Source organism: Kribbella sp. NPDC051620 (assembly GCF_044453825.1).
Classification (GTDB): domain Bacteria; phylum Actinomycetota; class Actinomycetes; order Propionibacteriales; family Kribbellaceae; genus Kribbella.
The window spans coordinates 226,137-247,800 of sequence record NZ_JBITDB010000002.1 but is presented as its reverse complement, the minus strand read 5'-3'; the positions used below and the strand labels follow the sequence as shown (position 1 = coordinate 247,800).

Genomic DNA, 21,664 nt, shown 5'->3' with positions numbered 1-21,664 from the left:
CTTATTTCCAGTCGCGCCTGATGGCGAGCCAATCGAAGTAGGACCAGGCGTAGCGGCGCTGGTGGCGGCGGATCTCCGGGGTGCAGCCGGGTGGGGGCGGGGCGTCGAGCCGGTTGATGAAGTAGACGGCGAGGACGGCGGCGAAGCAGTCGAGGTGTTCGGCCGGTACCGCCTTGGTGAGTGGGCTGGCCTTGAGGGCGGCGAGGGTGTCGATGCCGTCGCGGTGGGCGAGCGGGAGGAGACCGACCCAGTCGAACCAGGCGGGTCCGAGGGAGAGCCAGTTCCAGTCGACGGTCCAGCAGGTGTTGTGGGCGTCGATGAGGAGGTTGTCGGGGCGGATGTCGGTGTGGATCGCCGAGGTGGGTGCCAGCACGGTCGGGTAGAGCTCGACCAGGTCCTGGAGTTCCTGCAGCCGGTCAGGCAGCCACGGCTGGAATCCCTCGGGCATCGGCTCCTTGCCGGCCAGGATCTCGGCCGGCCGGTACCGGGGAAAGCCGGGCTTCTCGATCTCGGCGGTGAACGGCTCCAGATCGTCGAACGGACTGGGTGAAAGAGCAACGGCCATCTGCTCGAGCGTCGAGGTCACCGTCGCGAAGTCTTGGGGAGTCCAAGGCATCCCCGGCATCCGAGCCTCAACTCGCTCGGAAGCAACCGCAAACCATCGGGCTTCGCCCTCGGTCGCGGCGGTGGGGGAGAGAGCGGCCGCGCTGTTGGTGGCGGCGGCCGGCCCGGTGGTGATGCCCGGGGTCGCGGCGGTTGTGCGGGGTGCGGTGGCGTGGGCTGTTGCGAGGATGCGGGGGACGTGGATGGTCTGGGGGAGGCGTGGGACCAACTCGGCTTCGCGTTGGTAGGCCTGGTAGGGGTGTTGGGTGTCGTCTGCGGCTTTGACGAAGACTTCTCGGCCGTCGGCGAGTTTGAGTGGGGCTGCGAAGCCGCCGGTGAAGCCGGAGCCGACCGAAGGGCCTGCTGCTGCAACTTCGGTGCCTAGGGCAACTGTCAGCGCGGAGCGGAGGGACGGCGGGAGAGCGCTCCACGGTGGTCGGGCCGAGGTGGCTGTGTAGTCGACTTCGGGTGGTCCGCTCATGCAGGCAGGGTAGGGGGTCGGCGTGGCGGATGCCGCTGGTTTTCGTGGCGCGGCTACGGTGCGGTGGTGAGTGGATGGGCTTTGCATGTGCTCGATCTGGTGGGGATCTTCGTGTTCGGGATCACCGGAGCGCTGGTCGGAGTACGGAAGAAGCTGGACGTGTTCGGGATCCAGGTGCTGGCGCTGGTGACCGGACTGGGTGGTGGGTTCATCCGCGACGTACTGATCGGCGCGACCCCGCCGGCCGCCCTCGTCGACTGGCGGTACCTCGTGGTGCCGGTGGCGGCCGGGCTGATCACGTTCTTCCTGCATCCCGGGATCGGCCGGGTCGAGCGCCTGGTCAACATCTTCGACGCGGCCGGCCTCGCCCTGTTCTGCGTCACCGGCGCCCGCAAGGCCCTGGAGTACGGCCTGCCACCACTGTCCGCCGCGCTGGTCGGCACGATCTCCGGCATCGGCGGCGGCGTCATCCGCGACCTGCTGTCCGGCCGCGTCCCCGTCGTACTACGCAGCGAGATCTACGCCACCCCGGCGTTCCTCGGCGCCGGGATCGTGGTGGTCGTCAACGCCCTCCACTACGACGCCCCCTGGACCACCCTCGCGGCAGCCGTCGTCTGCTTCCTGATCCGCTTCATCGCCATCCGCCGAGGCTGGAACGCCCCACTACCCCGCGTGACTTAGAGCGGGCGGGACCCATCCGTTGACCACGGCAAGCAGTTCCAGGTACCGGGGCCAGCGCGGGTCGACGGTCGCCCGTCGGAGGTGGGCGAACCGCTCACGAAGTGACCCAGGCTGCTCGACGGCCACCGCATAGTCGGCCGCCATCAGCCGGACGGCATCGCGGAAGGACGGCTGCTGGGCGAGCTCGGCGAGCTCGACCCAGGCTTCCAGTTGCTCGGCAGACGGATGGTCCGGCAGTTCGGCGGTGAGCGTCTGGCGGATGCCCGCGAACACCGGATCGGATCCGAAGACGCTCGCGAGGAAGTCCTCGATCAGTTGACGTCGTTCGAGGTCGGAGAGTCGGGCGAGTCGGTGCATGAGCTTCAGCTCCTCGGGGGACGAGCCACGCTCGGCCACCGCCGTGAGGATCGCGCGCCGCAACCGCAGGGTCCGGATCTGGACCGCGAGCGCCTCCGCATGGGCGGCGGCGACCTCGGAGAGCGCGATCTCCTGATCCAGGACCCGGCGGATCGTGCCGAGATCGAGGCCGAGTTCACGCAACGAGCGGACCAGATCGAGGCGAGCGACGGCGGCGTGGTCGTAGCGGCGGTAACCGGCCGGGCTGCGGTCGGTCGGTGGTACGAGCCCACGATCGGAGTAGTACCGGACCGCCTTGACCGTCAGTCCGGTCCGCCGGGCCAGTTCGCCGATCGAGAAGAGTTCGTCCATGCAGACCACCCTGGTGTCTCCCACCGGGGGAGACTCAAGCTCAATTGTGGGCGAAGCGGGTTTTCGGGCGGGCGAAGGTGACTGAGACGCTCGCTATCAGGGCACACGCGATGCCGACGCTGACTGGCACCCAGTACGCGTCCGAGGCACCCCAGACGTCGACCGCATGTCCGGCGGCCGCGTTGCCCGGGGCAACACCGAGAAGCAGCCCGGTGACGGTCCAGGTGATCGCCTCGGTGAGCCGCTGCGGCGGCACCCATTCCTCGACGCACGCGGTGACCGCGACCATCGTGGGTGCGATCGTCAGGCCGGCGCCGAACAGCACCACCCCGAGCACGAGGATGTTGCCGACCCAGGGCAGCGGCGCGAGCGTGATGGCCAACGCGATGGTGCCGAGCAGCAGCCGTCGCTCCACCGGTGCCTTCCAATGAACCGATCCGTACCAGAGCCCCGCCAGCAGCGACCCGAGCGCCCACACGGCCAGTACGACGCCGGACATGCCCGGCTTGCCCTCGGAGGCGGCGAAGGCCACGGTGACGACCTCAGCGCTTCCCAGGGTGGCGCCCAGGCCGAGCCCGATGATGCTGAGCAGGAGCAAGGAGAGCCAGGGGAGCGGTGCCTTCTCCGTACCGTTCGAGCTGCCACGGCCAGGTGGGTCGGAGGCGCGGAGCGAGGCCAGCCAGACACCGCCGCCCAGGCCGAGTACTCCGGCTGCCGCCGGGCCGGCGTACGGGCTGAGCTGGGTGGCGAGGGCCGTGACGAGGACCGGACCGACGATGAAGACCACCTCGTCGCCGACGGCCTCGAGCGCGAAGGCGGTCTGGAGAGCGCGACCCCGGCCGAGCAGATGGGTCCAGCGCGCCCGGACGAACGAGCCGACCTGCGGACGGGTGCCTCCGGCAACGAACGAGATGACGTACAGCACCCAGGACGGCGCGTCGGCACGGACGGCGACGAGCAGGCCGCCCAGGGCGACCGTGCACAGCATCGTGCCGACCAGCAGCAGCATGCGCTGGCCCCAGCGGTCGACCAGCCGGCCCTGAATGGGTCCGGTGAGCGCTCCCGCGATCACCCCGGCGGCGGAGACCGCGCCGGCCAGACCGTACGAACCGCTCTCCCGGGCGATCAGGATCACCGTGCCGAGACCGAGCATCGAGATCGGCATACGCCCGACGATCCCGGCGACGAAGAAGGCACGGGCGCCGGGCCGGCGCATGAGGTGTACATAGGGCTTCAGCATGGGAAATCGACTTCACCCTAGCTGCCCGCGGAGGGACCGCACGCATCAGTTACCGGTGCGCCTGGGATCATCGAGGTATGCCCGTCGAGCTGACGCCTGATCCGACTCCCTACGACGCCGTCCTGCTGCTCTCCTTCGGTGGACCCGAGAAGCCCGCGGACGTGCTGCCCTTCCTGCAGAACGTCACCCGTGGCCGCGGTATCCCGGATGAGCGGCTGGTCGAGGTCGGTGAGCACTACTACTCGTTCGGCGGTCGCAGCCCGATCAACGACCAGAACCGTGCGCTGCTGAAGGCCCTCCGTGAGTCCTTCGACGAGGTGGGCCTGGACCTGCCGCTGTACTGGGGCAACCGCAACTGGGAGCCGTACCTGACCGACACGCTGCGCCAGATGACGGCCGACGGGGTACGGCGGGCTGTGGTGATTGTCACGAGCGCTTACCCGTCGTACTCCGGCTGCCGGCAGTACCGGGAGAACCTGGCCGATGCGACCGCAGCGGTCGAGGGGGCGCCGCGGATCGACAAGCTGCGGCACTACGCGAATCACCCCGGCTTCGTCGGCTCCTTCGTCGAGTCCACCGCCGAGACGCTGAGCAAGCTGCCCGAGGGCTCCGCGATCGCCTATGTGACGCACTCCATCCCCACCAAGATGAACGAGACCAGTGGCCCCGACGGCAACGGGTATGTCAGCTGGCATCTGGACGTGGCCGCCGAGATCACCGCGGAGCTGCAGCGGCGTACAGGGGTCGAGCGCCGGACCGACCTGGTCTACTGCTCGCGCTCCGGGCCGCCGCAGGTGCCGTGGCTGGAGCCGGACGTCAACGACCACCTGGAGGCCCTTGCGGCCGACGGGGTGCCGGGTGTCGCCGTGGTACCGATCGGGTTCGTCAGTGACCACATGGAGGTCATCTACGACCTCGACACCGAGGCACTGGCGACTGCCGAGAAGCTGCGGCTGCCGATGGCTCGTGCCGCGACCCCTGGTACCGACCCGCGGTTCGTGACGATGCTGCGCGACCTGGTCCTCGAGCGGGCCGCCGCCGAGCGTGGCGAGCAGCCTGCCCGCCCCTGCCTCGGCAAGCTCGGCCCTGGGTGGGACGACTGCCGCCCCGACTGCTGTCCTGCCCTCCGCCGCCCCGGAGCGCCTACCTCCCGCGAATCAACAGGCCCCGAATCCGCCGCACCGGCAGCTAAGGAATCCGTATGAGCTCCGAGAACCCCCAGGACCTGCTGAAGCTGGCTGTCGAGGTCGCCGCCGAGGCAGCCCAGCTGATCGTCGAGCGCCGCCGGGGCACGGTCACCGTGGCCGACACCAAGAGCACCGCGACGGACATCGTCACCGCCGTCGACCGTGAGTCGGAGGAGCTGATCCGGGCCCGGGTGCTGGCGGCCCGGCCGGACGACTCGTTCCTGGGCGAGGAGGGCGACGACGTCAACGGCTCGAGCGGCGTGCGGTGGGTCGTCGACCCGATCGACGGCACGGTCAACTACCTGTACGACATCCCGACCTACGCGGTGTCGATCGCGGTCGAGGTGGACGGGCAGACGGTGGCCGGTGTGGTCGTCGATGCGCCGAAGGGCGAGATGTTCACCGCGACACTGGGTGGCGGGGCGTTCCTCGACGGCAAGCCGATCAAGGTCTCGGACTGCCCGGACCTGAGTAAGGCGCTGGTCGGCACCGGCTTCGGGTACGACGCGGAGCGGCGCGCAGTACAGGCCGAAGTTGTGCAATCGCTGATCACCAAGGTGCGGGACATCCGCCGGATCGGTGTCGGGGCGATCGACCTGTGCTACGTCGCCTGCGGCCGGCTGGACGCGGTCTATGAGCGCGGGCTGAACCCGTGGGACTACGGCGCTGGCGCGCTGATCGCCGCCGAGGCCGGCGCGACGGTCGGCGGGATCGACGGAGCCCCGGTGTCGCCGGAGATGTCGATCGCGGCGACACCGGCCGTGTTCAGCGCGCTGCACGATGCGCTCGCTGCCGCCAACCCGCTCAGATTGTAAAACTGCTCGTTAGTGCGCGCTAGTACGCACTAATGAGCATTCCGCTGTTCGGTCCTGTCTCAATCTGCGACACGCGGGCCAGAAGATGGACCCCGGCGCGCGCGAAGGGCCGTTGATAGGGCACAATCCCTGCCTCGGGGGCGGTACTGACACCGCTGCCAGCCTGTCTGTCAAGGGTTTCGGGGGACGAGAGCTTCCATCGCGGAATTTCTCGGCCGCTTTACCCGTTCAAGGGCTCAGCAGGCAACACCACGGGTACGAAGAGGGCAGGGAACACCATGGCGACTGATTACGACGCCCCGCGCAAGACGGACGAGGACTCCAGCGAAGAGTCGATCGAGGAACTGAAGACTCGCCGTCACGACAAGAACTCCGGCAAGGTCGACGAGGACGAGGCGGAAGCTGCGGAAAGCTTCGAGCTGCCCGGCGCGGACCTGAGCCACGAAGAGCTGGCGGTGCGGGTGCTCCCGCGCCAGGCCGACGAGTTCACCTGTTCGAGCTGCTTCCTGGTTCACCACCGCAGCCAGCTCGCGAACAGCAAGAACGGACAGCTGATCTGCCGCGACTGCGCTGCCTGAACCACAGCATCGTCGCCCTGCTCGGCTGAGTCCGTACCGACTCACGGGACCGTCCCCTCGCAAGGGGGACGGTCCCGTTGTCATGTCTTCGGCGATACCTGAAGCTGAGGAGATGAGCAGGCAGATGCGAGATCTGTGGGCGGAGGGACTGGGGCTGCTGCGCCACGAACCGACCGAGATGCGGGTGCGGATCCGGCACGACGGTCACGAGCTGGTGGACACGGTCAGGGCGATCCTGGTCTGGGAACCGCGCCGGGTGGTCCCCTCGTACGCCGTACCGGCGACCGAGCTGCACGCGACCGTGAGCCCGTCGGACGAGCCGGTGAGGCCGGTACCGGACGGCATCCTCCATCCCGGCATCCCGTTCGCGGCGCACTCGTGCCCCGGGGAGGTGATGGACGTCGACGGGCTGGCAGGCGCCGGCTTCCGCCCCGAAGACCCGGAGCTGATGGAGTACGTCGTACTGGACTTCAACGCATTCGACGAGTGGTACGAGGAGGACGAGCGGCTGGTGTCGCATGCTCGGGAGCCGTACCACGCGGTCGCGGTCCGGCCGAGCTCGCGGACGGTCCGGGTCGAGCGCAACGGGGTGGTGCTGGCAGAGAGCAGCCGGCCGACTCTCGTGTTCGAGACCAGTCTGCCCACCCGCTTCTACCTACCGCGGGAGGACTTCGTTGCGGAGTTGCTCCCGAGCGAGCGGCGTACCGCGTGCGCCTACAAGGGCCATGCGACGTACTACTCCGTCGCAGGCGCTCCTGACCTGCTGTGGAGCTATCTGGAGCCGCTGAAGGAGGTCAGGGGGCTCGCCGGGCTCGTGTCGTTCTTCGACGACGCACTGGACGTGTATCTCGACGGCAAGCTTCGTGACCGTCCACGTGGTGCTGTGGCCGAAGCCGTGCGTCAGGAGTTCGGCTTGTCCTCGTAACCGGGCGGCAGGCTGCCGGTGGACTTCAGCCAGTACTTCGCCGCGCGGTCCTCGGCGAACCGCTTGGCGGCCGCGGCAGAGGCTCCACTGGCGACGGCCCAGGTGACGATCTCGAGGTAGCCGGCCTGGTTGCCCTTGGGCGGCTTACCACCCGACCCGATCTTCCAGGCCGTCGTCACCGCCTTGTTGGCGAGCAGGCCCACCACGATGGTGAACGCCATCAGCACGAGCTTCCAGCCGATCTTGGCACCGATCACAACTGCCTCCTAAGTCCCGTTGCTCAGGATCTTGCCACGCTGTCAGCCGTCAGGGCGGCTGCGAGCTTGTCTGGGTGCCGCGTGGCGATGAGCCAGTAGGGCGCAGGGTCCTGCGGGTCGGTGATCTCCACCCGTACGGCGCCGGGGAGGTAGCTGCGCAGGACCAGGTAGGCAGCGGGGTCGCAGTCGCGGCCGAACGCGTTGCGGGCAGCCTCACCGGACAGGGGCTCGACCTTGCCGAGGTGCTCCCGCTCGATGCGGGCGCGACCGGCCTGGAGCTTCTGGGAGTCGACGGAGACCACAGCACCGCCGTACCGGACGAACAGAGTGACCAGGAGGACTGCTGCGATCCCGCCGACCGCTGCGCCCGCTATGACGCCGGCGGGGACAGCAGTGATGACGTACAGGGTGATCACTGCCGCGGTGGCGATGATCCACCAGCTCACTGGCACGCTCAGCCGTTCCCGGTATTGCTCCACGACACCAGCCTGGCACGGCGGGTGTCCGGCGCCGTCGGTAGGGTCCTCTCCCATGACTGAGGTACTGATCCAGCGGCTAGACGAGGACCTGCCGGTACCGGCGTACGCGCACCCGGGAGACGCGGGCGCCGACCTGGTCGCGGCCAGCGACATCACCCTGAAGCCGGGGGAGCGGGGACTGGTCGGTACCGGGATCGCGATCGCGCTGCAGGACGGGTACGCCGCGTTCGTGCACCCGCGGTCCGGGCTGGCCGCGAAACACGGGGTGTCGATCGTCAACGCGCCGGGCACTGTGGATGCGGGCTACCGTGGCGAGATCAAGGTGTGCTTGATCAATCTGGACCCGGCTGCCGAGATCACCCTGAAGCGGGGCGACCGGATCGCGCAGCTGATCATCCAGCGGGTCGAGCGGGCCCGGTTCGTCGAGGTGACCAAGCTGCCGGGGTCGGATCGAGGCGAAGGTGGCCACGGCTCGACCGGCGGCTTCGGCGGTGTGACACGCTGATCAGGTGCAGGCAATTGACCTGCCGGATGAGCGAGACTACGGCGGGCCGTCACGGCCGCCAGCGGATTTGATGATGACTATGGAAGTAGGGCAAGAGCAGTGATCTTCCGTCGCAAGGGCAAGAACGACGACGCCGAGACGACTGGCGGTTTCTTCGGCGACGAAGAGGAAGCGGTCGAAGGCGACGGCGCCGAGGAGGCCGCGCCGGTCGGTCGCAGCGCCGGCCCGTTCGACTCCAGCGAGGTGGAGCCCGAGACGCTGGAGGCCGAGGACCGGATCGACCTCGGTGCGCTGGTGGTCACCGGGCTGCCCGGGATGGAGCTGCGGCTGCAGGTCGACGAGGCCAGCGGCGACGTCCAGGCGGTGCTGCTGGTGCTGGAGGACTCCGCGCTGGAGCTGCGTGCGTTCGCGGCGCCCAAGACGAGTGGCATCTGGAACGAAGTACGGCGCGAGATCGCCGCCGAGGCGACCCGGATGGGTGGCACGGCGTCCGAGACCGAGGGGCCGTTCGGGACCGAGCTCGTGCTGGTCGTACCGGTCGAGGACCCCGAGGGGCAGATCTTCAGCCAGACCTCGCGCGTCATCGGGATCGACGGGCCGCGCTGGCTGCTGCGGGCCACCGTGCTGGGCCGCGCGGCTGTCGAGCCGGACGCTGCGCCGCCGATGGAGCAGTCGCTGCGCAACGTGGTCGTCGTCCGTGGCGCGGAGCCGATGGCACCGCGCGAATCGCTGGCCCTGCGGCTGCCCGCGGGCGCCCAGGCCGCGACCGAGGAAGAGGCCTGACAGTCATGTCCGGATACCGGCCGAGCACGCTCGCGAACGGCTTACACTGGGCTCATGGGTAGCGATAAACCCGAGGGGCTGTGGAAGCGCGCCTTCAAGGGACTGGCCGGCGACCGGGACGAGCAAGACGCCGAAGTGCTGAAGGACTACGCGCACGGCTGTGGCGCGCGTTCCATCACCGGATGTCATGACCGGGAGATGGTGACGCTGTACGGCACGCTGCGCACGATCACCTTCAGCCCGCGCGGCGGCGTACCGGCGCTGGAGGGTGAGCTGTACGACGGCACCGGCACGGTCAAGCTGGTCTGGCTGGGCCGGCGCAAGATCGCCGGCATCCACCCGGGATCGGAGCTGACCGCGTCCGGGCGGATCGGTGTCGTGGACGGGGACCGGGTGATGTTCAACCCGAAGTACGAGCTCCGTCCCGCGGCCGCGCATGGCTGAGCCGCCCGGAACGCAGCGTGACCAGCTCGACGAGGACCTGAACGAGAAGCTCGTCGAGATTCTGAAACCGGAGTTCGAGGCGGCCGGTACGGTGCCGCCGGCTGATGACGACGCGGCCGAGGCGCCGGCCAAGCCGGAGGCGACCACCGACAAGGACTTCTTCCAGGCCCTCGGTGGCTGGGGAGCGCTGCTCGACGTCGGGCTGCCGTGGATCGCGTTCATGATCGTGTACGCGGCCTCCGACCACGATCTCAAGCTCGCACTGATCGTCGCCGTCGCCTGCGGTGGTGCGGTCGCGCTGCTGCGGCTCCTCCGCAAGCAGCCGCTGCGAAACGTCATCGGCGGCTTCATCGGCGTCGCGTTCTCCGCCTGGGTGGCGAACCGCAGCGGCAAGGCCGAGAACGTCTACCTGCCCGGCATGATTCTGAGCGGCGGCTACCTGCTGATCTACGGCCTCTCGATCGTCGTCCGCTGGCCACTCTTCGGCGCCCTGTACGGCGTGATCACCCAGACCGGCGGCGACTGGCGCAAGGATCCCGACATGTACCGGGGTTTCAACCGCGCCACGCTCGTCTTCGCAGGCCTCTTCGCCGGTCGCCTGGCCATCCAGATTCCCCTGTACCTGACCCACCAGCTCAACGCCCTGGGAATCGCCAAGATCGGCCTCGGCCTGCCGTGCTACGCCCTGGCCCTCTGGCTCGCCTACTCGGTCCTGCGCGGCTCCCTCCCAGCCGACAAGTGGGACGAGACCCGCGACCACGTCACCGGCCTCCTCCGCGGCGGTGCCGGCAAGAAGTAGTCGTCCCCGGCTAGACGGCGAGCGCGAGGATCGAACCTGGCTGACCTTCGACCAGGGGCAGGCGGACTGACGGGTGCGGGATGATGCCGAGCTCCGCCAGGGCTGCCTTGGAGTTGGCGGCTCCTTGGGAGGCTGTCGTCAGGGCGGCAGTTACGGGGATCTGGGAGACGTGGATTGCCCGGGCGGTGTCCAGGTCGCCGGTGCGGATGGCCTGGATGAGGTCGGCGTTGGGGGTGGCGGTGAGGTTGCCGGTGACGCTGACCAGGCCGGTGGCGCCGGCGGCCAGGTAGGGGAGGTTGAGGTCGTCGATGCCGCAGTAGTAGGCGAGGTCGGTCGTGGCCATCACGGTCATTGCTTCGGCCAGGTCGCCCTTGGCGTCTTTGATCGCCTGGATGCGGGGATGCGTGGCCAGTTCGGTGATGGTGGCCGGGTCGAGGGCCAGGCCGGTGCGGTGGGGGACGTCGTAGAGCATGACGGGGAGGGTGGTGGCGTGGGCTACTGCTCGGCAGTGGGCGATCACGCCTGCTTGGGTGGGCTTGGAGTAGTACGGGGTGACCAGTAGGAGGGCGTCGGCGCCGGCTGCTTCGGCTTCTTGGGCGCGGCGGATGGAGCTGGCGGTGTCGTAGGTACCGATGCCGGCGACGACTTTGGCGCGGCCGGTTGCTTGGGTTGCCACGGCTTTGATGAGTTGGGTGGTTTCGGCGTCGGTGAGGGTGGGGGATTCGCCGGTCGTGCCGGCGACCACGAGGCCGTCGGCGCCGGTGGTGATGAGGTGGTCGACGAGGCTGGTGACGCCCTCGGTGCTGATCGAGCCGTCGGGGTTCATCGGGGTCACCATGGCGACGAGGTTCGCGCCGAAGAGGTCTGCTGCGGTCATGAGGTTGATCGTCGTCGAGGGTGATCGATGTGGTCTAGCGATGGTTTTTCATCGGTATTGCTTAGTGTGGCTGCATGATCGAAGTGGGTGCTTTGCGGGCGTTGGGGGCTGTGGCCGGGCTGGGGACGTTGGCTCGGGCGGCGGAGGAGTTGGGGTTCACGGCTTCGGCGGTGTCGCAGCAGCTCAAGCGGTTGGAGCGGCAGGTGGGAGTACCGGTGATCGCGCCGGCTGGACGTGGAGTTGTCCTCACGCCGGCTGGGCAGGCGATCGTGAACTCTGCGCCTGAGGTGTTCCAGGCGCTGGAGCGGTGTGTCGAGGCTGCTCAGTCGGTGTCGGAGGGGACGCCGCGCGGCGTACTGCGAGTGGTCGCGTTCTCGACTGCGATCCGCGGGCTGCTCGCGCCGACCTTGCGGCAACTTGCCAAGACGGCACCCGAGCTCCGGGTACACCTCACCGAGCAGGACCCGGATCAGGCGCTGCGCAGCGTCGAAGCCGGTACTGCGGACCTGGCGCTCGTCCACGACGCCGACGGCCTCCCCGCTCCGCTCCCGCCGTCACTGACCCAACGCCACATCCACACCGACACCGGCGACGTCGTCATGAGCAGCACCCACCCCCTGGCCAACCCGGAGCCGTTGACGGCTGCCGATCTTGCGGGGCATGCGTGGGTGACGAGTCCGCCTGGGACGGTTTGTCACCAGTGGTTTCGGCGGCTGTTCGCTGATGCGCCGGTGGAGCCCGACGTACGGCATCTGGTCGACGACTTCGCCACCCAACTCGCGTTGGTCGAGTCCGGCGACGTGATCGCCCTGATCCCGCGGCTGGCCCGTCCGCCGCTGGCCGAGGGACTCGTCTCGCGGCCACTCCAGCGCCGGCCGACGCGCGAAGTACAGGCTGCTTGGCGGCGGAGTGCCGACGCGAGCCCGGCGATTCAGGCCATGCTCAGGGAACTGACCCGGGGGTAACCCGCGTCATAGGGAACAATTCGAGCCCCGCGGACCAGCCGCGAACCAAGGGGGAGTGCGTGAGCCCGACCATTGCGATCGTCCTGGTGGTAGCCGGTATCGGCGTCGCCATCGGTCTCTACGCGATCATCCGCCGCCAGCGGTACGTGCGGTCGCTGCGAGAGCGCGGCTGGACCTTCAACGGCAGCCCGACCTGGGATGCGGTGGCCACACTCGCCAACCCGCCGTTCGGGTTGGGGTTCGTGCGAAAGCCCGATGACCAGATCATCGGCTCGACGAGCACGGGCCGGCCGTTCCAGGTGATCGAGTACGGCGCCGAGCACTGGAGGGGCTGGGTCGGGATGGTCACCCTGTCCCGCCGGCTGCCCGAGCTGTGGATCATCGGCGGTCAGACGCAACTCCGGTACGGCGTCGCCGCGACGAGCGTGCCGGCGCCTCAGCAACTCGGGCCGGGGTGGAAGGTCGGTGCCCTCGACCCGGCGTTCGGCGCGGAGGTGATGACGCCGCAACTGTGCGAGCGGCTGACCGTGATGGCCGCGGGGCAGCCCGGGTTGAACCTCAGTATCGATGGGGACCAACTCGTCGTACTGGATCCGCCGCGCAAGGACCCTGCCGTGCTCGCTGCGTGGCTTGAGCAGCTCGCCACCGTCGCCGCGGCGATCGACGCAACGCCTTTGGACCAATGGATCCAGCCGGTACGGCCGTCGCGGCTGACCTTCTACCAGCACCCGGAGTGGTACTGGGTCGGCGAGGACGACAGCCTGCTGGAGACGGCCCGGGTGACGAGGTCGGGCCGGGCCCACAGCACGTCGGACGTGATCCGGGGCCGGGACGGCAACGGGCCGCCGTTCGTCGCGTTCACCCACAAGTGGGAGACGACCCGGACCGAGTCCTACACCGACAGCGAGGGCCGCAGTCAGACGCGGACGGTCACCGAGTACCACAGTGAGGCGGTGCTCGGGTTCCAGCTGCCGGCCCGGATGCCGTCCCTCAAGGTCGGGTACCGGGGGTTCGGTCACGGCATCACCTTCGAGAGCGGCGCCTTCAACGAGAAGTTCAAGGTCACCGCGGACGACACCAAGTTCGCCTACGACGTGATCCACCCGCGCCAGATGGAGTACCTGATGGCCAACCCGCCGGCCGCCTTCGAGTTCGACGGCGACTGGGTCTGGTTCAGCCCGAGCGAGCACAGCCACGAGCTGATCGAGCACTCGTCGGCGTTCCTCTACGGCTTCCTGGCCCGCATTCCGCGCTTCGTCTGGCGCAACCTCGGCCTCCCCGACTCCCCGTACCCTCCGCTCGACACGACCCCGGTGCCCACCAGCCGCTAATCCAGCCCGTCAGTTGTGGTCGTGGTGGACGAACCAGACGCCGCGGGCGGGCTCGGTCCCGAGGTTGCGGAACAGGTGGGGGACCGTTGAGTTGAGGCCCAACGCGTCGCCGGCGTGCAGGGTGAACGTCTCGAAGCCGAAGGTCACCTCCAGCTCGCCCTCGATCAGATAGCCGTACTCGAACCCGTCGTGGCGCAGCATGCGCTCGTCGTTGGTCGAACTCGACCCGGGCGGGTAGACGATCTCGATGAAGTCCAGCTTGTGCGCGGTGTTCGTCGCCAGCTGCTCCCAGATCACCCCGGTGTCCATCACCAGACGGGTGCGCTGGCCAGGCGTCGTCACCGACAACCGGCCGGTGCTCCCGCTGTCGTCCCAGACCCGCTCGAGCGAACCCAGATCCGAGCGCCGGACCGTACTGGGGTCCTCGCCGCCCGGGCGGCGTCGTCGGACGTCCGCCGGCGCGGCCTCGCCCGCAGGCTCCGGTGCGGTCGACGCGTCGGTCCCGCCTGCTCGAGCCTCCTGACCGGCATCTTCGCTCTCGAAGAGGTGGTCGATGGACACATCGAGGGTCTGCGCCATCGAGTACAGCGTCGCCACCGACGGTTGCGACTTGCCGTTCTCGATCTGGGACAGGAAGGACGGCGAGACACCGAGCTTGCGGGCGAGTTCGCGCAGCGTCATCCCCGACTTCTGCCGCGCGGTCCGCAGCTGGAGCCCGAGGTTGACCGCGGTCGCATCGTCCGGGCTCTGCGGTGCGAGCGGTGATGTCACGGGGACTCCTTGGGTCAGGGCGGGGTGAGAACGGGCAGTCGGGTCTTTCGCGGAGGCGCTCATACCGTACCGACCCGAGCGGGCACGCCGAGTGTTTTCCGGACCCAGTCGATCTCGCGGCTGACGTACTCGTCGATGTCGCCGGTCTTGAGGTGCTCCGGAAGCACGTCCCAGGTGTAGGTCTCGATCTCCAGATGGTCCGACAGCGGCGTCCGGCGATGCAGGTCCAGGGCTGCCTCGATGGTCGATCGGGTGGTCCGGAACCCGCCGATCTCGTCGAGGAACACCGGTACGTGGAAATGGGTCCGCCACTCCCGTTCTCCACCGGGCGATGCGTTCCAGGCCTCGATCGCGTCGCCCAGGGTGAGGAATCGGGTGAGCTGCCCGTCGCGGCGCTCGGTGGTCTGGCTCAGATAGATGGTGTCGGTGAACTGCCGCAGTGCGCGCACCGCGTCCTCGGTGACCTCGGGCACCCACAGTGCCGCGGCCTCCTGCAGTTTGAAGATCGGGATCCCGGCCGCGACCAGCGACTCCAGCGCCGCCGGAATGTCCTCGAACTCCACCGACTGGTGCCCGATGTCGAACACCACTCCGAGATGCCGGCGGACCAGCCCGATGGCGTCCGACACCGGTACCGAGGCCAGCTTCGCGAGTTCGCCGGTGCCGGCCCGAGAGAAGATCCGCTCCTGGAAGTAGCGCACCGTCTCGTCGGTGGTCTCGAGGAAGCAGAACGGCTCCGGTTCGAGCGACAACTTCACCCGGCGGCCGGTACGGCGTTCCAGGTCGATCAGGTGCGCGACGACCCGGAGCAGGTTCGTGGTGAATCGCTCGACGAAGGCCGGTCCGTCGACGTTCGGGCGGAAGGCCAGCGGCGCGGTCTGGATGGACGGCTCGACTTCGGGCTCGGTGAGGTCGACCAGGACGTCGGCGACGCCCATCGTGTACCGGGTCCGGTCCTCGGTCGCCCAGTCCGGCTCGTACACCTGCTCCATCACCGACCGGCCCTTGAACGGGCCGTGCGGGAACGCGTTCACCGTGTAGAGGTACAGGTCCTGCTCGCGAAGGAAGCCGAGGAAATCGGCGCGCTCGGCCGGGTCCGCCTGCAGCGCCGCCACGGAAGAACCGGACAGCCGCAGCGACAGACCCATCGGAGCATCCGGCGACACCCGCCGCTTCACCGCCGGGACGTGCCGTTCGACGCTGTCGCGCATCTCGGCCCAGGTGTCGCCGGGGTGGACGAGCGTCGAGTAGGTGAGGTGGCCGAGTCCGTCGCTGAGCTGCATGTGGGTGTCCGCCTTCGACAAAGAGAGTGATCACTCCTACTGAACATCCAGGAGTCAGCTGCGTCAAGATGCAGGAGAAGTTAACCCATGGTTAGCAATTCGGGCGCTTTCGGTGAGCTATAGGCGAGGTCTTGTGAACACCAAGGGCGATATGTACAGTCCTGCCAAACATCCGGCTGATGACTGTGAGGTGGAAGCATGCGCGTCTCCCGGGGACTGCTGACTGTCAGCGCGGCGCTGGTCCTGCTCGCCGTGGCCAGCGCCGTCCTGGCCCCCACGAGCGTGGATCACAGCGCTCTGCTCGGGATGCTGCCGTTCGCGGCGGTGCTGGCCATCGTCGGGATCGGGCAGACGCTGGTGGTGCAGCAGGGCGGCATCGACCTGTCCGTCCCCGGCGCGGTCTCACTGGCCGTCGTCATCACCACCCATCGGCCGGCCGGGGACGACGGCAAACTGCCCGGCGCCCTGCTCTTCGGACTGGTCGTCGCCATCGGGTTCGGCATCGCCAACGGGGTGCTGGTCGGCCGGCGCCGGCTCAATCCGATCGTGGCAACCCTCGGCGTCAACGCCTTGATGTACGCCGCAGTGCTCGGCATCTCGGGTGGATCGCCCCGGCGTACGACCGCCTTGTTGCGCAAGGTCGGCGGCGGTGTGACCTTCGGGATCCCGAACTCCGTCTACTTCGCCCTCCTCGTGGTGGCAGTCGCGGCAGTGGTCATGAAGACCACGGTCGGAGGCCGTCGCTTCGAGGCGATCGGCGCGAACCCGGTCGCTGCGGCCGCGACCGGACTTCCGGTCACCTGGTACCGGGCCGGTGCCTACGTGTGGGCGCAGATCCTCTACTGGCTCGCAGGCGTCCTGCTGGCCGGGATCATCGCCCAGCCGACGGCGTTCCAGGGCGACTCGTACCTCCTGCCGTCGGTCGCCGCGGTGGTGCTCGGCGGTACGTCGCTCCTCGGTGGTCGCGGCTATCTGGCCGCCACGGCCGTCGCAGCGCTCTTCCTCTCCCAGCTCGAGCAGTTCGTGCTCGCGCTCGGGGTCTCGTTCGCCATCCGAACTCTGGTCGAGGCGGCCGCCCTCACGGTGGGTGTCGCCCTCTACAGCGTCGACTGGGCGGCCGTACGCCGCCGGTTCACGTCGGCCCCTCAGCCAGCCCTCAGCACGGCAAGTCCCAGGAAGGGAACCTCGTCATGATCCGATCCACTCGCCGCGCGCGCTTCGTCGCGCTGCTCGGTGCCGGTGCAGTCGCCCTAGCGGGCTGCGGCGGCTCCGGTTCCGCAGCACAGACCTCCGACAACGCGGCCAACGCCGGCGATGTCCCCTCCTGGTGTGGGGGCAAGAAGGCCGTTCTCGGCCTGACCGACGGTTTCGGTGGCAACAGCTGGCGACTCGTCACCACCGCTGCCGCCAAGGCGGAGGCCGCCAAATGCCCGAGCATCACGAAGTTCGAGTACGCCGACGGGCAGGGTGACACGCAGAAGGCCATCGCCGACATCCAGGGGATGGTTGCCAAGGGCGTGAATGCCCTCGTCGTCTTCCCGGACGCGGGAGAAGCGGTCCTGCCGGCCATCCGCAGTGCCTACAAGGCCGGCGTGGTGACCGTGCCCTACCGGGTCGATCCGGGCGGCAAGGCGGGCCAGGACTACGACGTGTTCGTCGACACCGACTTCGCGGACGCCGGCAAGAACTGGGGCGAGTGGATCAAGAAGATCCTGCCGGCCGGTGGCAACGTGCTGTTCCTCAGCGGCCCGCCCGGAAACAGCCAGGGCCGCAAGGAGGCCGAGGGCCTGCACACGGTGCTCGATGCCGGCGGCAAGTACAAGTTCATCGGCGAGCAGCCGTTCGAGGTGACCAACTGGGATCCGGCTCAGACCCAGAAGGTGCTGACCGCGGCGATCTCGCAGAACCCGGACATCGACGTCATCGTCTCCGACTTCGGCCCGTCCCTGGTGGGCGCGCTGCCGGTGTTCGAGCAGAGTGGACGCTCGATCCCTGCCATCGCCGCGTCCGACGGCAACGTCTTGTCCTGCTTCTGGCAGGACCACAAGGCCAAGAACCCCGACTTCAAGCTGTTCACGGTCTCGACCCAGAACGACCATTCGCGGCTGGCCGTCCAGCACGCGGTCGCGCGGGCCACCGGTGGTGAGATTCCCGCGTCGGCGACCTTCCCGTCGGTGGTCTTCGAGGACTCCACCTCCAAGGACAAGCCGGTGCAGTGCAAGCCCAACCTGCCCGACGACGTCTACCTGTCCGCGGAGATGTCCGGTGAAGACCAGGCGAAGCTCCTCAAGTGAGACCTGATCCGACTCCCGATCCGGAGGACGCTGTGGTGATCAACCAGACGCAGGAGACGAGAGCCACCCAGCCAGCCGGCACTGGGCGGCCGCGACCAGCGACACCGCCCACGCTGGCGCTGCACGGCATCTGCAAGTCGTACGCCGCGGTCGCCGCGCTGACCGACGTGTCGCTCGAGGTCCTGCCCGGCGAGGTCCACGCGCTGCTCGGCGAGAACGGTGCCGGCAAGTCCACTCTGATGGGAGTGGCGGCCGGCACCATCACCCCCGATCGTGGCGGCATCGCGGTCCTCGGCGAGACAGTCGTCGAACTGACACCCGGTCGGGCGATCGAGCTGGGAATCGCCATCGTGCACCAGCACCCCGCGGTACTTCCCGACCTGACCGTCGCGGAGAACCTCGCGGTCGCGGTGCCGGCGCGGCTGCTCGACGGTGCACCCGACCGGCGCGCCGCGATGCGGGCGGTGCTGGAACGTGTCGGGTGCACCGCACACCTGGACGACCGGGTCGGTCACCTCAGCATCGCGCAGAAGCATCTGCTCGAGCTGGCCAAGGCGATGGCCATGAAGCCTCGTTTGCTCATCCTCGACGAACCGACAGCCCCGCTGGGCAAGGAGTCCGTCGGACTGTTGTTCGACCTGGTCCGCTCGGCGGTCGCCGAGGGAACCGCCGTCGTCTACATCACGCATCGGCTCGCCGAGGTCCGCGAACTGGCCCATCGGGTCACCGTGCTGCGGGACGGGCACCACCGCGGGACCGCCGTGGTCAGCGAGGTCACCGACGACGAGTTGCTGGCGATGATCGTCGGCAGGCAGCTGGAGTACACCTTTCCCGCCAAGCAGTTGGGCGCCGAGGACGAGCAGCCTGTCCTGTCGGTCGAGGGCCTGTCGGGCGGCCGGTTCTCCGAGGTTTCGTTCACCGCGCGGCGCGGCGAGATCATCGGCGTCGCCGGGGTGGTGGGCAACGGCCAGAGCGAGCTGCTCCGTGCCCTCGCGGGTCTTGACGGTCACAGCGGTGCCGTCGTCATCGACGGCGTGCGGGTCAATCACCGCCGGCTGCTGCGCTCTTCGGCGTACCTGCCGGCCGATCGGCACCACGAAGGTCTGATGATGTCGCTGTCGGTCCGGGAGAACGCCGCGCTCAGTTCACTCGACCGGCTCGGCCCGTCCCGATTCGTCAGCCGCCGGCGCGAGGTCGAGCTGGTCGGCGCCGAGGTGGCCGGGCTTGCGGTGAAGACGGCCAGCCTCGAGGCTCCGGTCACCAGCCTGTCCGGGGGCAACCAGCAGAAGGTCGTGCTGGCCCGGTCGCTGCTGTCCAAGCCGGCGATCCTGCTGGCCGACGAACCCACCCAGGGGGTCGACGTCGGCGCTCGTGCCGAGATCTACCGCATCCTGCGCGAGGTCTCCGCCAGCGGGGTACCGGTCATCGTCGCATCCTCCGACGCCAAGGAACTGGAGGGACTCTGCGACCGGGTCATCGTGTTGTCCCGCGGTCATCTGGTGGCGTCTCTGACCGGTCCCGAGGTCACCGAGGAGCGGATGGTCCGGGCCGCCGTGGAGTCGACCACGCATACCAGGACGGAGGCCGAACCAGCCGTTGGTCGCAGGCTCGCTCCGCGGTGGCGCCGCAAGCTGGAGGGCGACTATGCGCCCGTCCTGATCCTGGCCGCCGTGATGTTCTGCCTCGGTGCCTACATCTACTCCCGCAACGAGCGCTACCTGCTGCCCTTCAACGTCACCTCGGTGATGCTGCTGGTGAGCGCCCTCGGCTTCATCGCCCTCGGTCAGACGGTGGCCCTGATGACGGCGGGAATCGACCTGTCCGTCGGACCACTGGCGGGCTTCCTGGTCGTGGTCGGGTCCTTCTTCCTCAGCGAAGGACACTCCGGTACGGCGGTGATCCTCGGGCTGGCCCTGATGGCCGCGCTGGCAGGCGTCGCGGGGCTGGTCAACGGTTCGCTGATCAGATTCGGCAAGTTCACCCCGGTGGCGGCCACCCTGGCGACCTACATCGCCTTGCAGGGTTTCAGCTTCCTCTTGCGGAACAAGCCCGGAGGTCTGATCAGCCGAACGGCGACCGACCTCATCACGACGCAACTCGGTCCGGTCCCGGTGGCCTTCGTCGCCCTGGTCCTGATCACCTTCGCGATGGAGTTCGTCCTCCGTACCGGCCGCTGGGGCCTGAACATCCGGGCGGTGGGCTCGGACGAGGAATCGGCCAGGCGGCTCGGCATCCCGACCACCCGGACGGTTGTCACCGGGTACGTCGTCGTGTCGCTGTTCACCTTCCTGGGCGCTCTTGTCCTGCTTGCCCAGCTAGGCATCGGCGACCCCGCCCAAGGCATCGGATACACCCTCACCAGCATCACCGCCGTGGTACTCGGTGGGACCAGCCTGCTCGGCGGTCGCGGCACCTTCGTCGGCACCCTGCTGGGCGCCGGCCTCATCGTGCAGCTTCTCAACGCGACCACGTTCCTCGGCCTCACCCAGACCTGGCAGTACCTCTTCCAGGGCGGTCTCATCGTGATTGCGGCCGTCGTCTATAGCCAGGTGCGAGGCGGCAACGAAAGGAGCTCACTGTGAAAGCAGCGCGTTACCACGGGAAACACGACATCCGGGTGGAGGAAGTCGCCGAGCCCCAGGTGAGGGAGGCCGACGACGTACTGGTCGAGGTCTTGTACTGCGGTATCTGCGGGACGGATCTGCACGAGTACGCCGTCGGGCCGATCGTCACCCCGACGACTCCGCATCCGCTCACCGGCGTGACCCTGCCGCAGATCCTCGGGCACGAGTTCTCCGCCCGGGTGGTCGCGGTCGGCGCCGCCGTTCGTGACGTCGGCGTCGGAGACCGCGTCGCGATCATGCCGGCCATCGTGTGCGGACGATGCCGTTACTGCCGTCGCGGCCAGGGACATCTGTGCGTGCAGTTCGCCTGTACCGGCCTCAGCGCCGAGACCGGGGGACTGGCCGAATTCGCGCTGGTGAAGGAGTACCAGGTCGCCAAGCTCCCCGACGAGGTGTCCGACCTCGACGGCGCGATCATCGAACCGGCAGCGGTCGCGGCCTACGGAGTGGAGCGCGCCGGAGTCACCGGCGGCGACATCGTCCTGGTCACCGGCGCCGGCCCGATCGGCATCCTGTCCGCCCTGTACGCCGCCGCGGCCGGAGCATCGACGGTGATCATCTCCGAGCCGAACAAGAACCGCTCCGCGCTGGCGGCCGCGCTCGACATCGGCCCGGTGGTGGATCCGGCCACCGGCGAGCTCGACGAGGTGGTCGGCCGGCTCACCGACGGCGACGGCGTCGACCTCGCCATCGAGTGCTCCGGCAGTACTCCCGGCCTGACGTCCTGTGTGGAGCAGACCCGCAAGCGCGCGGCGATCGTGCAGACCGGGTTGCACACCAAACCGGCCACGTTCGACGCGATGGCGCTGTCGGCGAAGGACCTCACCCTGTACGGCAGCTGGTGCTGGGGGCTGACCGACTGGCCCCGGATCATCCGCATGGTTGCCTCCGGCAGCTATCCCGTCGGCCGCGTGGTCACCGCCCGGATCGGGCTGGACGACGTCGTGGCCAGGGGTTTCGACCCGTTGATCGACCCGCAGGGCGACCAGCTCAAGGTCCTGGTCAGTCCCACTTCCTGATCCTTCGAAGGAGAT

At 68.7% G+C, this 21,664-nt stretch carries 23 protein-coding genes; 15 read left to right on the top strand and 8 right to left on the bottom strand.

Annotated features, from left to right (window positions below):
• Position 1: 1 nt before the first annotated feature.
• Positions 2-1,084: a phosphotransferase family protein gene (locus ACIA12_RS08430; protein ID WP_396366258.1), complete on the bottom strand. Its 1,083-nt coding sequence runs from the start codon at positions 1,082-1,084 to the stop codon at positions 2-4.
• A gap of 66 nt (positions 1,085-1,150) precedes the next feature.
• Here ACIA12_RS08430 and ACIA12_RS08425 point away from each other — a divergent pair, with 66 nt between their 5' ends.
• A complete protein-coding gene (locus ACIA12_RS08425; RefSeq protein WP_396366257.1) occupies positions 1,151-1,765 on the top strand; it encodes a trimeric intracellular cation channel family protein in 615 nt (204 codons plus the stop codon).
• Here ACIA12_RS08425 and ACIA12_RS08420 read toward each other — a convergent pair.
• A complete protein-coding gene (locus ACIA12_RS08420) occupies positions 1,748-2,473 on the bottom strand; it encodes a MerR family transcriptional regulator (RefSeq protein WP_396366256.1) in 726 nt (241 codons plus the stop codon). The genes ACIA12_RS08425 and ACIA12_RS08420 overlap by 18 nt on opposite strands.
• A gap of 40 nt (positions 2,474-2,513) precedes the next feature.
• Positions 2,514-3,713, bottom strand: a complete 1,200-nt coding sequence (locus ACIA12_RS08415) for an MFS transporter (RefSeq protein WP_396366255.1) — start codon at positions 3,711-3,713, stop codon at positions 2,514-2,516.
• A 77-nt stretch (positions 3,714-3,790) separates the two neighbouring features.
• Between ACIA12_RS08415 and ACIA12_RS08410 the strand changes: the two genes are divergently transcribed.
• The 4 genes from ACIA12_RS08410 (at position 3,791) to ACIA12_RS08395 (ending at position 7,218) form a co-directional block, all read left to right on the top strand.
• The gene (locus ACIA12_RS08410; RefSeq protein WP_396366254.1) at positions 3,791-4,918 is read left to right on the top strand and encodes a ferrochelatase; all 1,128 of its coding nucleotides are present in this window, start codon (positions 3,791-3,793) and stop codon (positions 4,916-4,918) included.
• Positions 4,915-5,715 (top strand): inositol monophosphatase family protein, encoded by an 801-nt coding sequence (locus tag ACIA12_RS08405; protein WP_396366253.1) that lies wholly within the window; start codon positions 4,915-4,917, stop codon positions 5,713-5,715. Before ACIA12_RS08410 ends, ACIA12_RS08405 begins: the two co-directional genes overlap by 4 nt.
• Before the next feature lie 278 nt (positions 5,716-5,993).
• Positions 5,994-6,293, top strand: coding sequence for a DUF4193 domain-containing protein (locus tag ACIA12_RS08400; protein ID WP_012921380.1), 300 nt, complete (start codon positions 5,994-5,996; stop codon positions 6,291-6,293).
• A 112-nt stretch (positions 6,294-6,405) separates the two neighbouring features.
• The gene (locus tag ACIA12_RS08395) at positions 6,406-7,218 is read left to right on the top strand and encodes a DUF427 domain-containing protein (protein WP_396366252.1); all 813 of its coding nucleotides are present in this window, start codon (positions 6,406-6,408) and stop codon (positions 7,216-7,218) included.
• Here ACIA12_RS08395 and ACIA12_RS08390 read toward each other — a convergent pair.
• Together ACIA12_RS08390 and ACIA12_RS08385 are read right to left on the bottom strand one after the other, a co-directional pair.
• Positions 7,194-7,475, bottom strand: a complete 282-nt coding sequence (locus tag ACIA12_RS08390; protein WP_396366251.1) for a DUF4235 domain-containing protein — start codon at positions 7,473-7,475, stop codon at positions 7,194-7,196. The genes ACIA12_RS08395 and ACIA12_RS08390 overlap by 25 nt on opposite strands.
• A gap of 23 nt (positions 7,476-7,498) precedes the next feature.
• Entirely contained in the window at positions 7,499-7,954 is a 456-nt protein-coding gene (locus ACIA12_RS08385; RefSeq protein ID WP_396366250.1) for a DUF3093 domain-containing protein, read from the bottom strand.
• Between the two features lie 52 nt (positions 7,955-8,006).
• On the opposite strand from ACIA12_RS08385, the gene dut reads away from it, so the two are divergent.
• The 4 genes from dut to ACIA12_RS08365 all read left to right on the top strand — a co-directional run bounded on the left by dut (position 8,007) and on the right by ACIA12_RS08365 (position 10,485).
• Positions 8,007-8,459, top strand: a complete 453-nt coding sequence (gene dut / locus ACIA12_RS08380) for a dUTP diphosphatase (RefSeq protein ID WP_343978306.1) — start codon at positions 8,007-8,009, stop codon at positions 8,457-8,459.
• 99 nt (positions 8,460-8,558) lie between these two features.
• Positions 8,559-9,242, top strand: a complete 684-nt coding sequence (locus tag ACIA12_RS08375; RefSeq protein WP_396366249.1) for a DUF3710 domain-containing protein — start codon at positions 8,559-8,561, stop codon at positions 9,240-9,242.
• A 54-nt stretch (positions 9,243-9,296) separates the two neighbouring features.
• Positions 9,297-9,686 (top strand): OB-fold nucleic acid binding domain-containing protein, encoded by a 390-nt coding sequence (locus tag ACIA12_RS08370; RefSeq protein ID WP_396366248.1) that lies wholly within the window; start codon positions 9,297-9,299, stop codon positions 9,684-9,686.
• The gene (locus ACIA12_RS08365) at positions 9,679-10,485 is read left to right on the top strand and encodes a DUF3159 domain-containing protein (protein WP_396366247.1); all 807 of its coding nucleotides are present in this window, start codon (positions 9,679-9,681) and stop codon (positions 10,483-10,485) included. Before ACIA12_RS08370 ends, ACIA12_RS08365 begins: the two co-directional genes overlap by 8 nt.
• 10 nt (positions 10,486-10,495) lie before the next feature.
• Here the strand turns inward: ACIA12_RS08365 and dapA are convergent, their stop codons facing one another.
• Complete coding sequence (gene dapA / locus ACIA12_RS08360; RefSeq protein WP_396366246.1) at positions 10,496-11,362, bottom strand: 4-hydroxy-tetrahydrodipicolinate synthase; 867 nt, start codon at positions 11,360-11,362, stop codon at positions 10,496-10,498.
• Between the two features lie 74 nt (positions 11,363-11,436).
• On the opposite strand from dapA, the gene ACIA12_RS08355 reads away from it, so the two are divergent.
• Positions 11,437-12,327, top strand: a complete 891-nt coding sequence (locus tag ACIA12_RS08355) for a LysR family transcriptional regulator (protein WP_396366245.1) — start codon at positions 11,437-11,439, stop codon at positions 12,325-12,327.
• A gap of 59 nt (positions 12,328-12,386) precedes the next feature.
• A complete protein-coding gene (locus tag ACIA12_RS08350) occupies positions 12,387-13,658 on the top strand; it encodes a hypothetical protein (RefSeq protein ID WP_396366244.1) in 1,272 nt (423 codons plus the stop codon).
• Between the two features lie 9 nt (positions 13,659-13,667).
• On the opposite strand, the gene ACIA12_RS08345 is transcribed toward ACIA12_RS08350, so the two are convergent.
• The gene (locus ACIA12_RS08345; protein ID WP_396366243.1) at positions 13,668-14,429 is read right to left on the bottom strand and encodes a helix-turn-helix domain-containing protein; all 762 of its coding nucleotides are present in this window, start codon (positions 14,427-14,429) and stop codon (positions 13,668-13,670) included.
• A 59-nt stretch (positions 14,430-14,488) separates the two neighbouring features.
• Positions 14,489-15,712: a metabolite traffic protein EboE gene (gene eboE, locus ACIA12_RS08340; protein ID WP_396366242.1), complete on the bottom strand. Its 1,224-nt coding sequence runs from the start codon at positions 15,710-15,712 to the stop codon at positions 14,489-14,491.
• Positions 15,713-15,910: 198 nt separating this feature from the next.
• On the opposite strand from eboE, the gene ACIA12_RS08335 reads away from it, so the two are divergent.
• Genes ACIA12_RS08335 through ACIA12_RS08320 form a run of 4 tightly spaced genes read left to right on the top strand, consistent with a single transcriptional unit; the run spans position 15,911 to position 21,649 of the window.
• Positions 15,911-16,906 (top strand): ABC transporter permease, encoded by a 996-nt coding sequence (locus tag ACIA12_RS08335; protein ID WP_396366241.1) that lies wholly within the window; start codon positions 15,911-15,913, stop codon positions 16,904-16,906.
• Positions 16,903-18,006: a substrate-binding domain-containing protein gene (locus ACIA12_RS08330; protein ID WP_396366240.1), complete on the top strand. Its 1,104-nt coding sequence runs from the start codon at positions 16,903-16,905 to the stop codon at positions 18,004-18,006. Before ACIA12_RS08335 ends, ACIA12_RS08330 begins: the two co-directional genes overlap by 4 nt.
• Positions 18,003-20,588, top strand: a complete 2,586-nt coding sequence (locus ACIA12_RS08325; protein WP_396366239.1) for an ATP-binding cassette domain-containing protein — start codon at positions 18,003-18,005, stop codon at positions 20,586-20,588. Before ACIA12_RS08330 ends, ACIA12_RS08325 begins: the two co-directional genes overlap by 4 nt.
• Complete coding sequence (locus ACIA12_RS08320; RefSeq protein WP_396366238.1) at positions 20,585-21,649, top strand: alcohol dehydrogenase catalytic domain-containing protein; 1,065 nt, start codon at positions 20,585-20,587, stop codon at positions 21,647-21,649. The genes ACIA12_RS08325 and ACIA12_RS08320 overlap by 4 nt, the downstream gene beginning before the upstream one ends.
• Positions 21,650-21,664 lie beyond the last annotated feature (15 nt).

Excerpts from the sequence above, each read along its gene's own strand:
- ACIA12_RS08430 (WP_396366258.1), bottom strand. The coding sequence starts at position 1,084 with ATGAGCGGACCACCCGAAGTCGACTACACAGCCACCTCGGCCCGACCA.
- ACIA12_RS08420 (WP_396366256.1), bottom strand. The coding sequence starts at position 2,473 with ATGGACGAACTCTTCTCGATCGGCGAACTGGCCCGGCGGACCGGACTG.
- ACIA12_RS08415 (WP_396366255.1), bottom strand. The coding sequence starts at position 3,713 with ATGCTGAAGCCCTATGTACACCTCATGCGCCGGCCCGGCGCCCGTGCC.
- ACIA12_RS08410 (WP_396366254.1), top strand. The coding sequence starts at position 3,791 with ATGCCCGTCGAGCTGACGCCTGATCCGACTCCCTACGACGCCGTCCTG.
- ACIA12_RS08405 (WP_396366253.1), top strand. The coding sequence starts at position 4,915 with ATGAGCTCCGAGAACCCCCAGGACCTGCTGAAGCTGGCTGTCGAGGTC.
- ACIA12_RS08400 (WP_012921380.1), top strand. The coding sequence starts at position 5,994 with ATGGCGACTGATTACGACGCCCCGCGCAAGACGGACGAGGACTCCAGC.
- ACIA12_RS08395 (WP_396366252.1), top strand. The coding sequence starts at position 6,406 with ATGAGCAGGCAGATGCGAGATCTGTGGGCGGAGGGACTGGGGCTGCTG.
- dut (WP_343978306.1), top strand. The coding sequence starts at position 8,007 with ATGACTGAGGTACTGATCCAGCGGCTAGACGAGGACCTGCCGGTACCG.
- ACIA12_RS08370 (WP_396366248.1), top strand. The coding sequence starts at position 9,297 with ATGGGTAGCGATAAACCCGAGGGGCTGTGGAAGCGCGCCTTCAAGGGA.
- ACIA12_RS08365 (WP_396366247.1), top strand. The coding sequence starts at position 9,679 with ATGGCTGAGCCGCCCGGAACGCAGCGTGACCAGCTCGACGAGGACCTG.
- dapA (WP_396366246.1), bottom strand. The coding sequence starts at position 11,362 with ATGACCGCAGCAGACCTCTTCGGCGCGAACCTCGTCGCCATGGTGACC.
- ACIA12_RS08355 (WP_396366245.1), top strand. The coding sequence starts at position 11,437 with ATGATCGAAGTGGGTGCTTTGCGGGCGTTGGGGGCTGTGGCCGGGCTG.
- eboE (WP_396366242.1), bottom strand. The coding sequence starts at position 15,712 with ATGCAGCTCAGCGACGGACTCGGCCACCTCACCTACTCGACGCTCGTC.
- ACIA12_RS08335 (WP_396366241.1), top strand. The coding sequence starts at position 15,911 with ATGCGCGTCTCCCGGGGACTGCTGACTGTCAGCGCGGCGCTGGTCCTG.
- ACIA12_RS08330 (WP_396366240.1), top strand. The coding sequence starts at position 16,903 with ATGATCCGATCCACTCGCCGCGCGCGCTTCGTCGCGCTGCTCGGTGCC.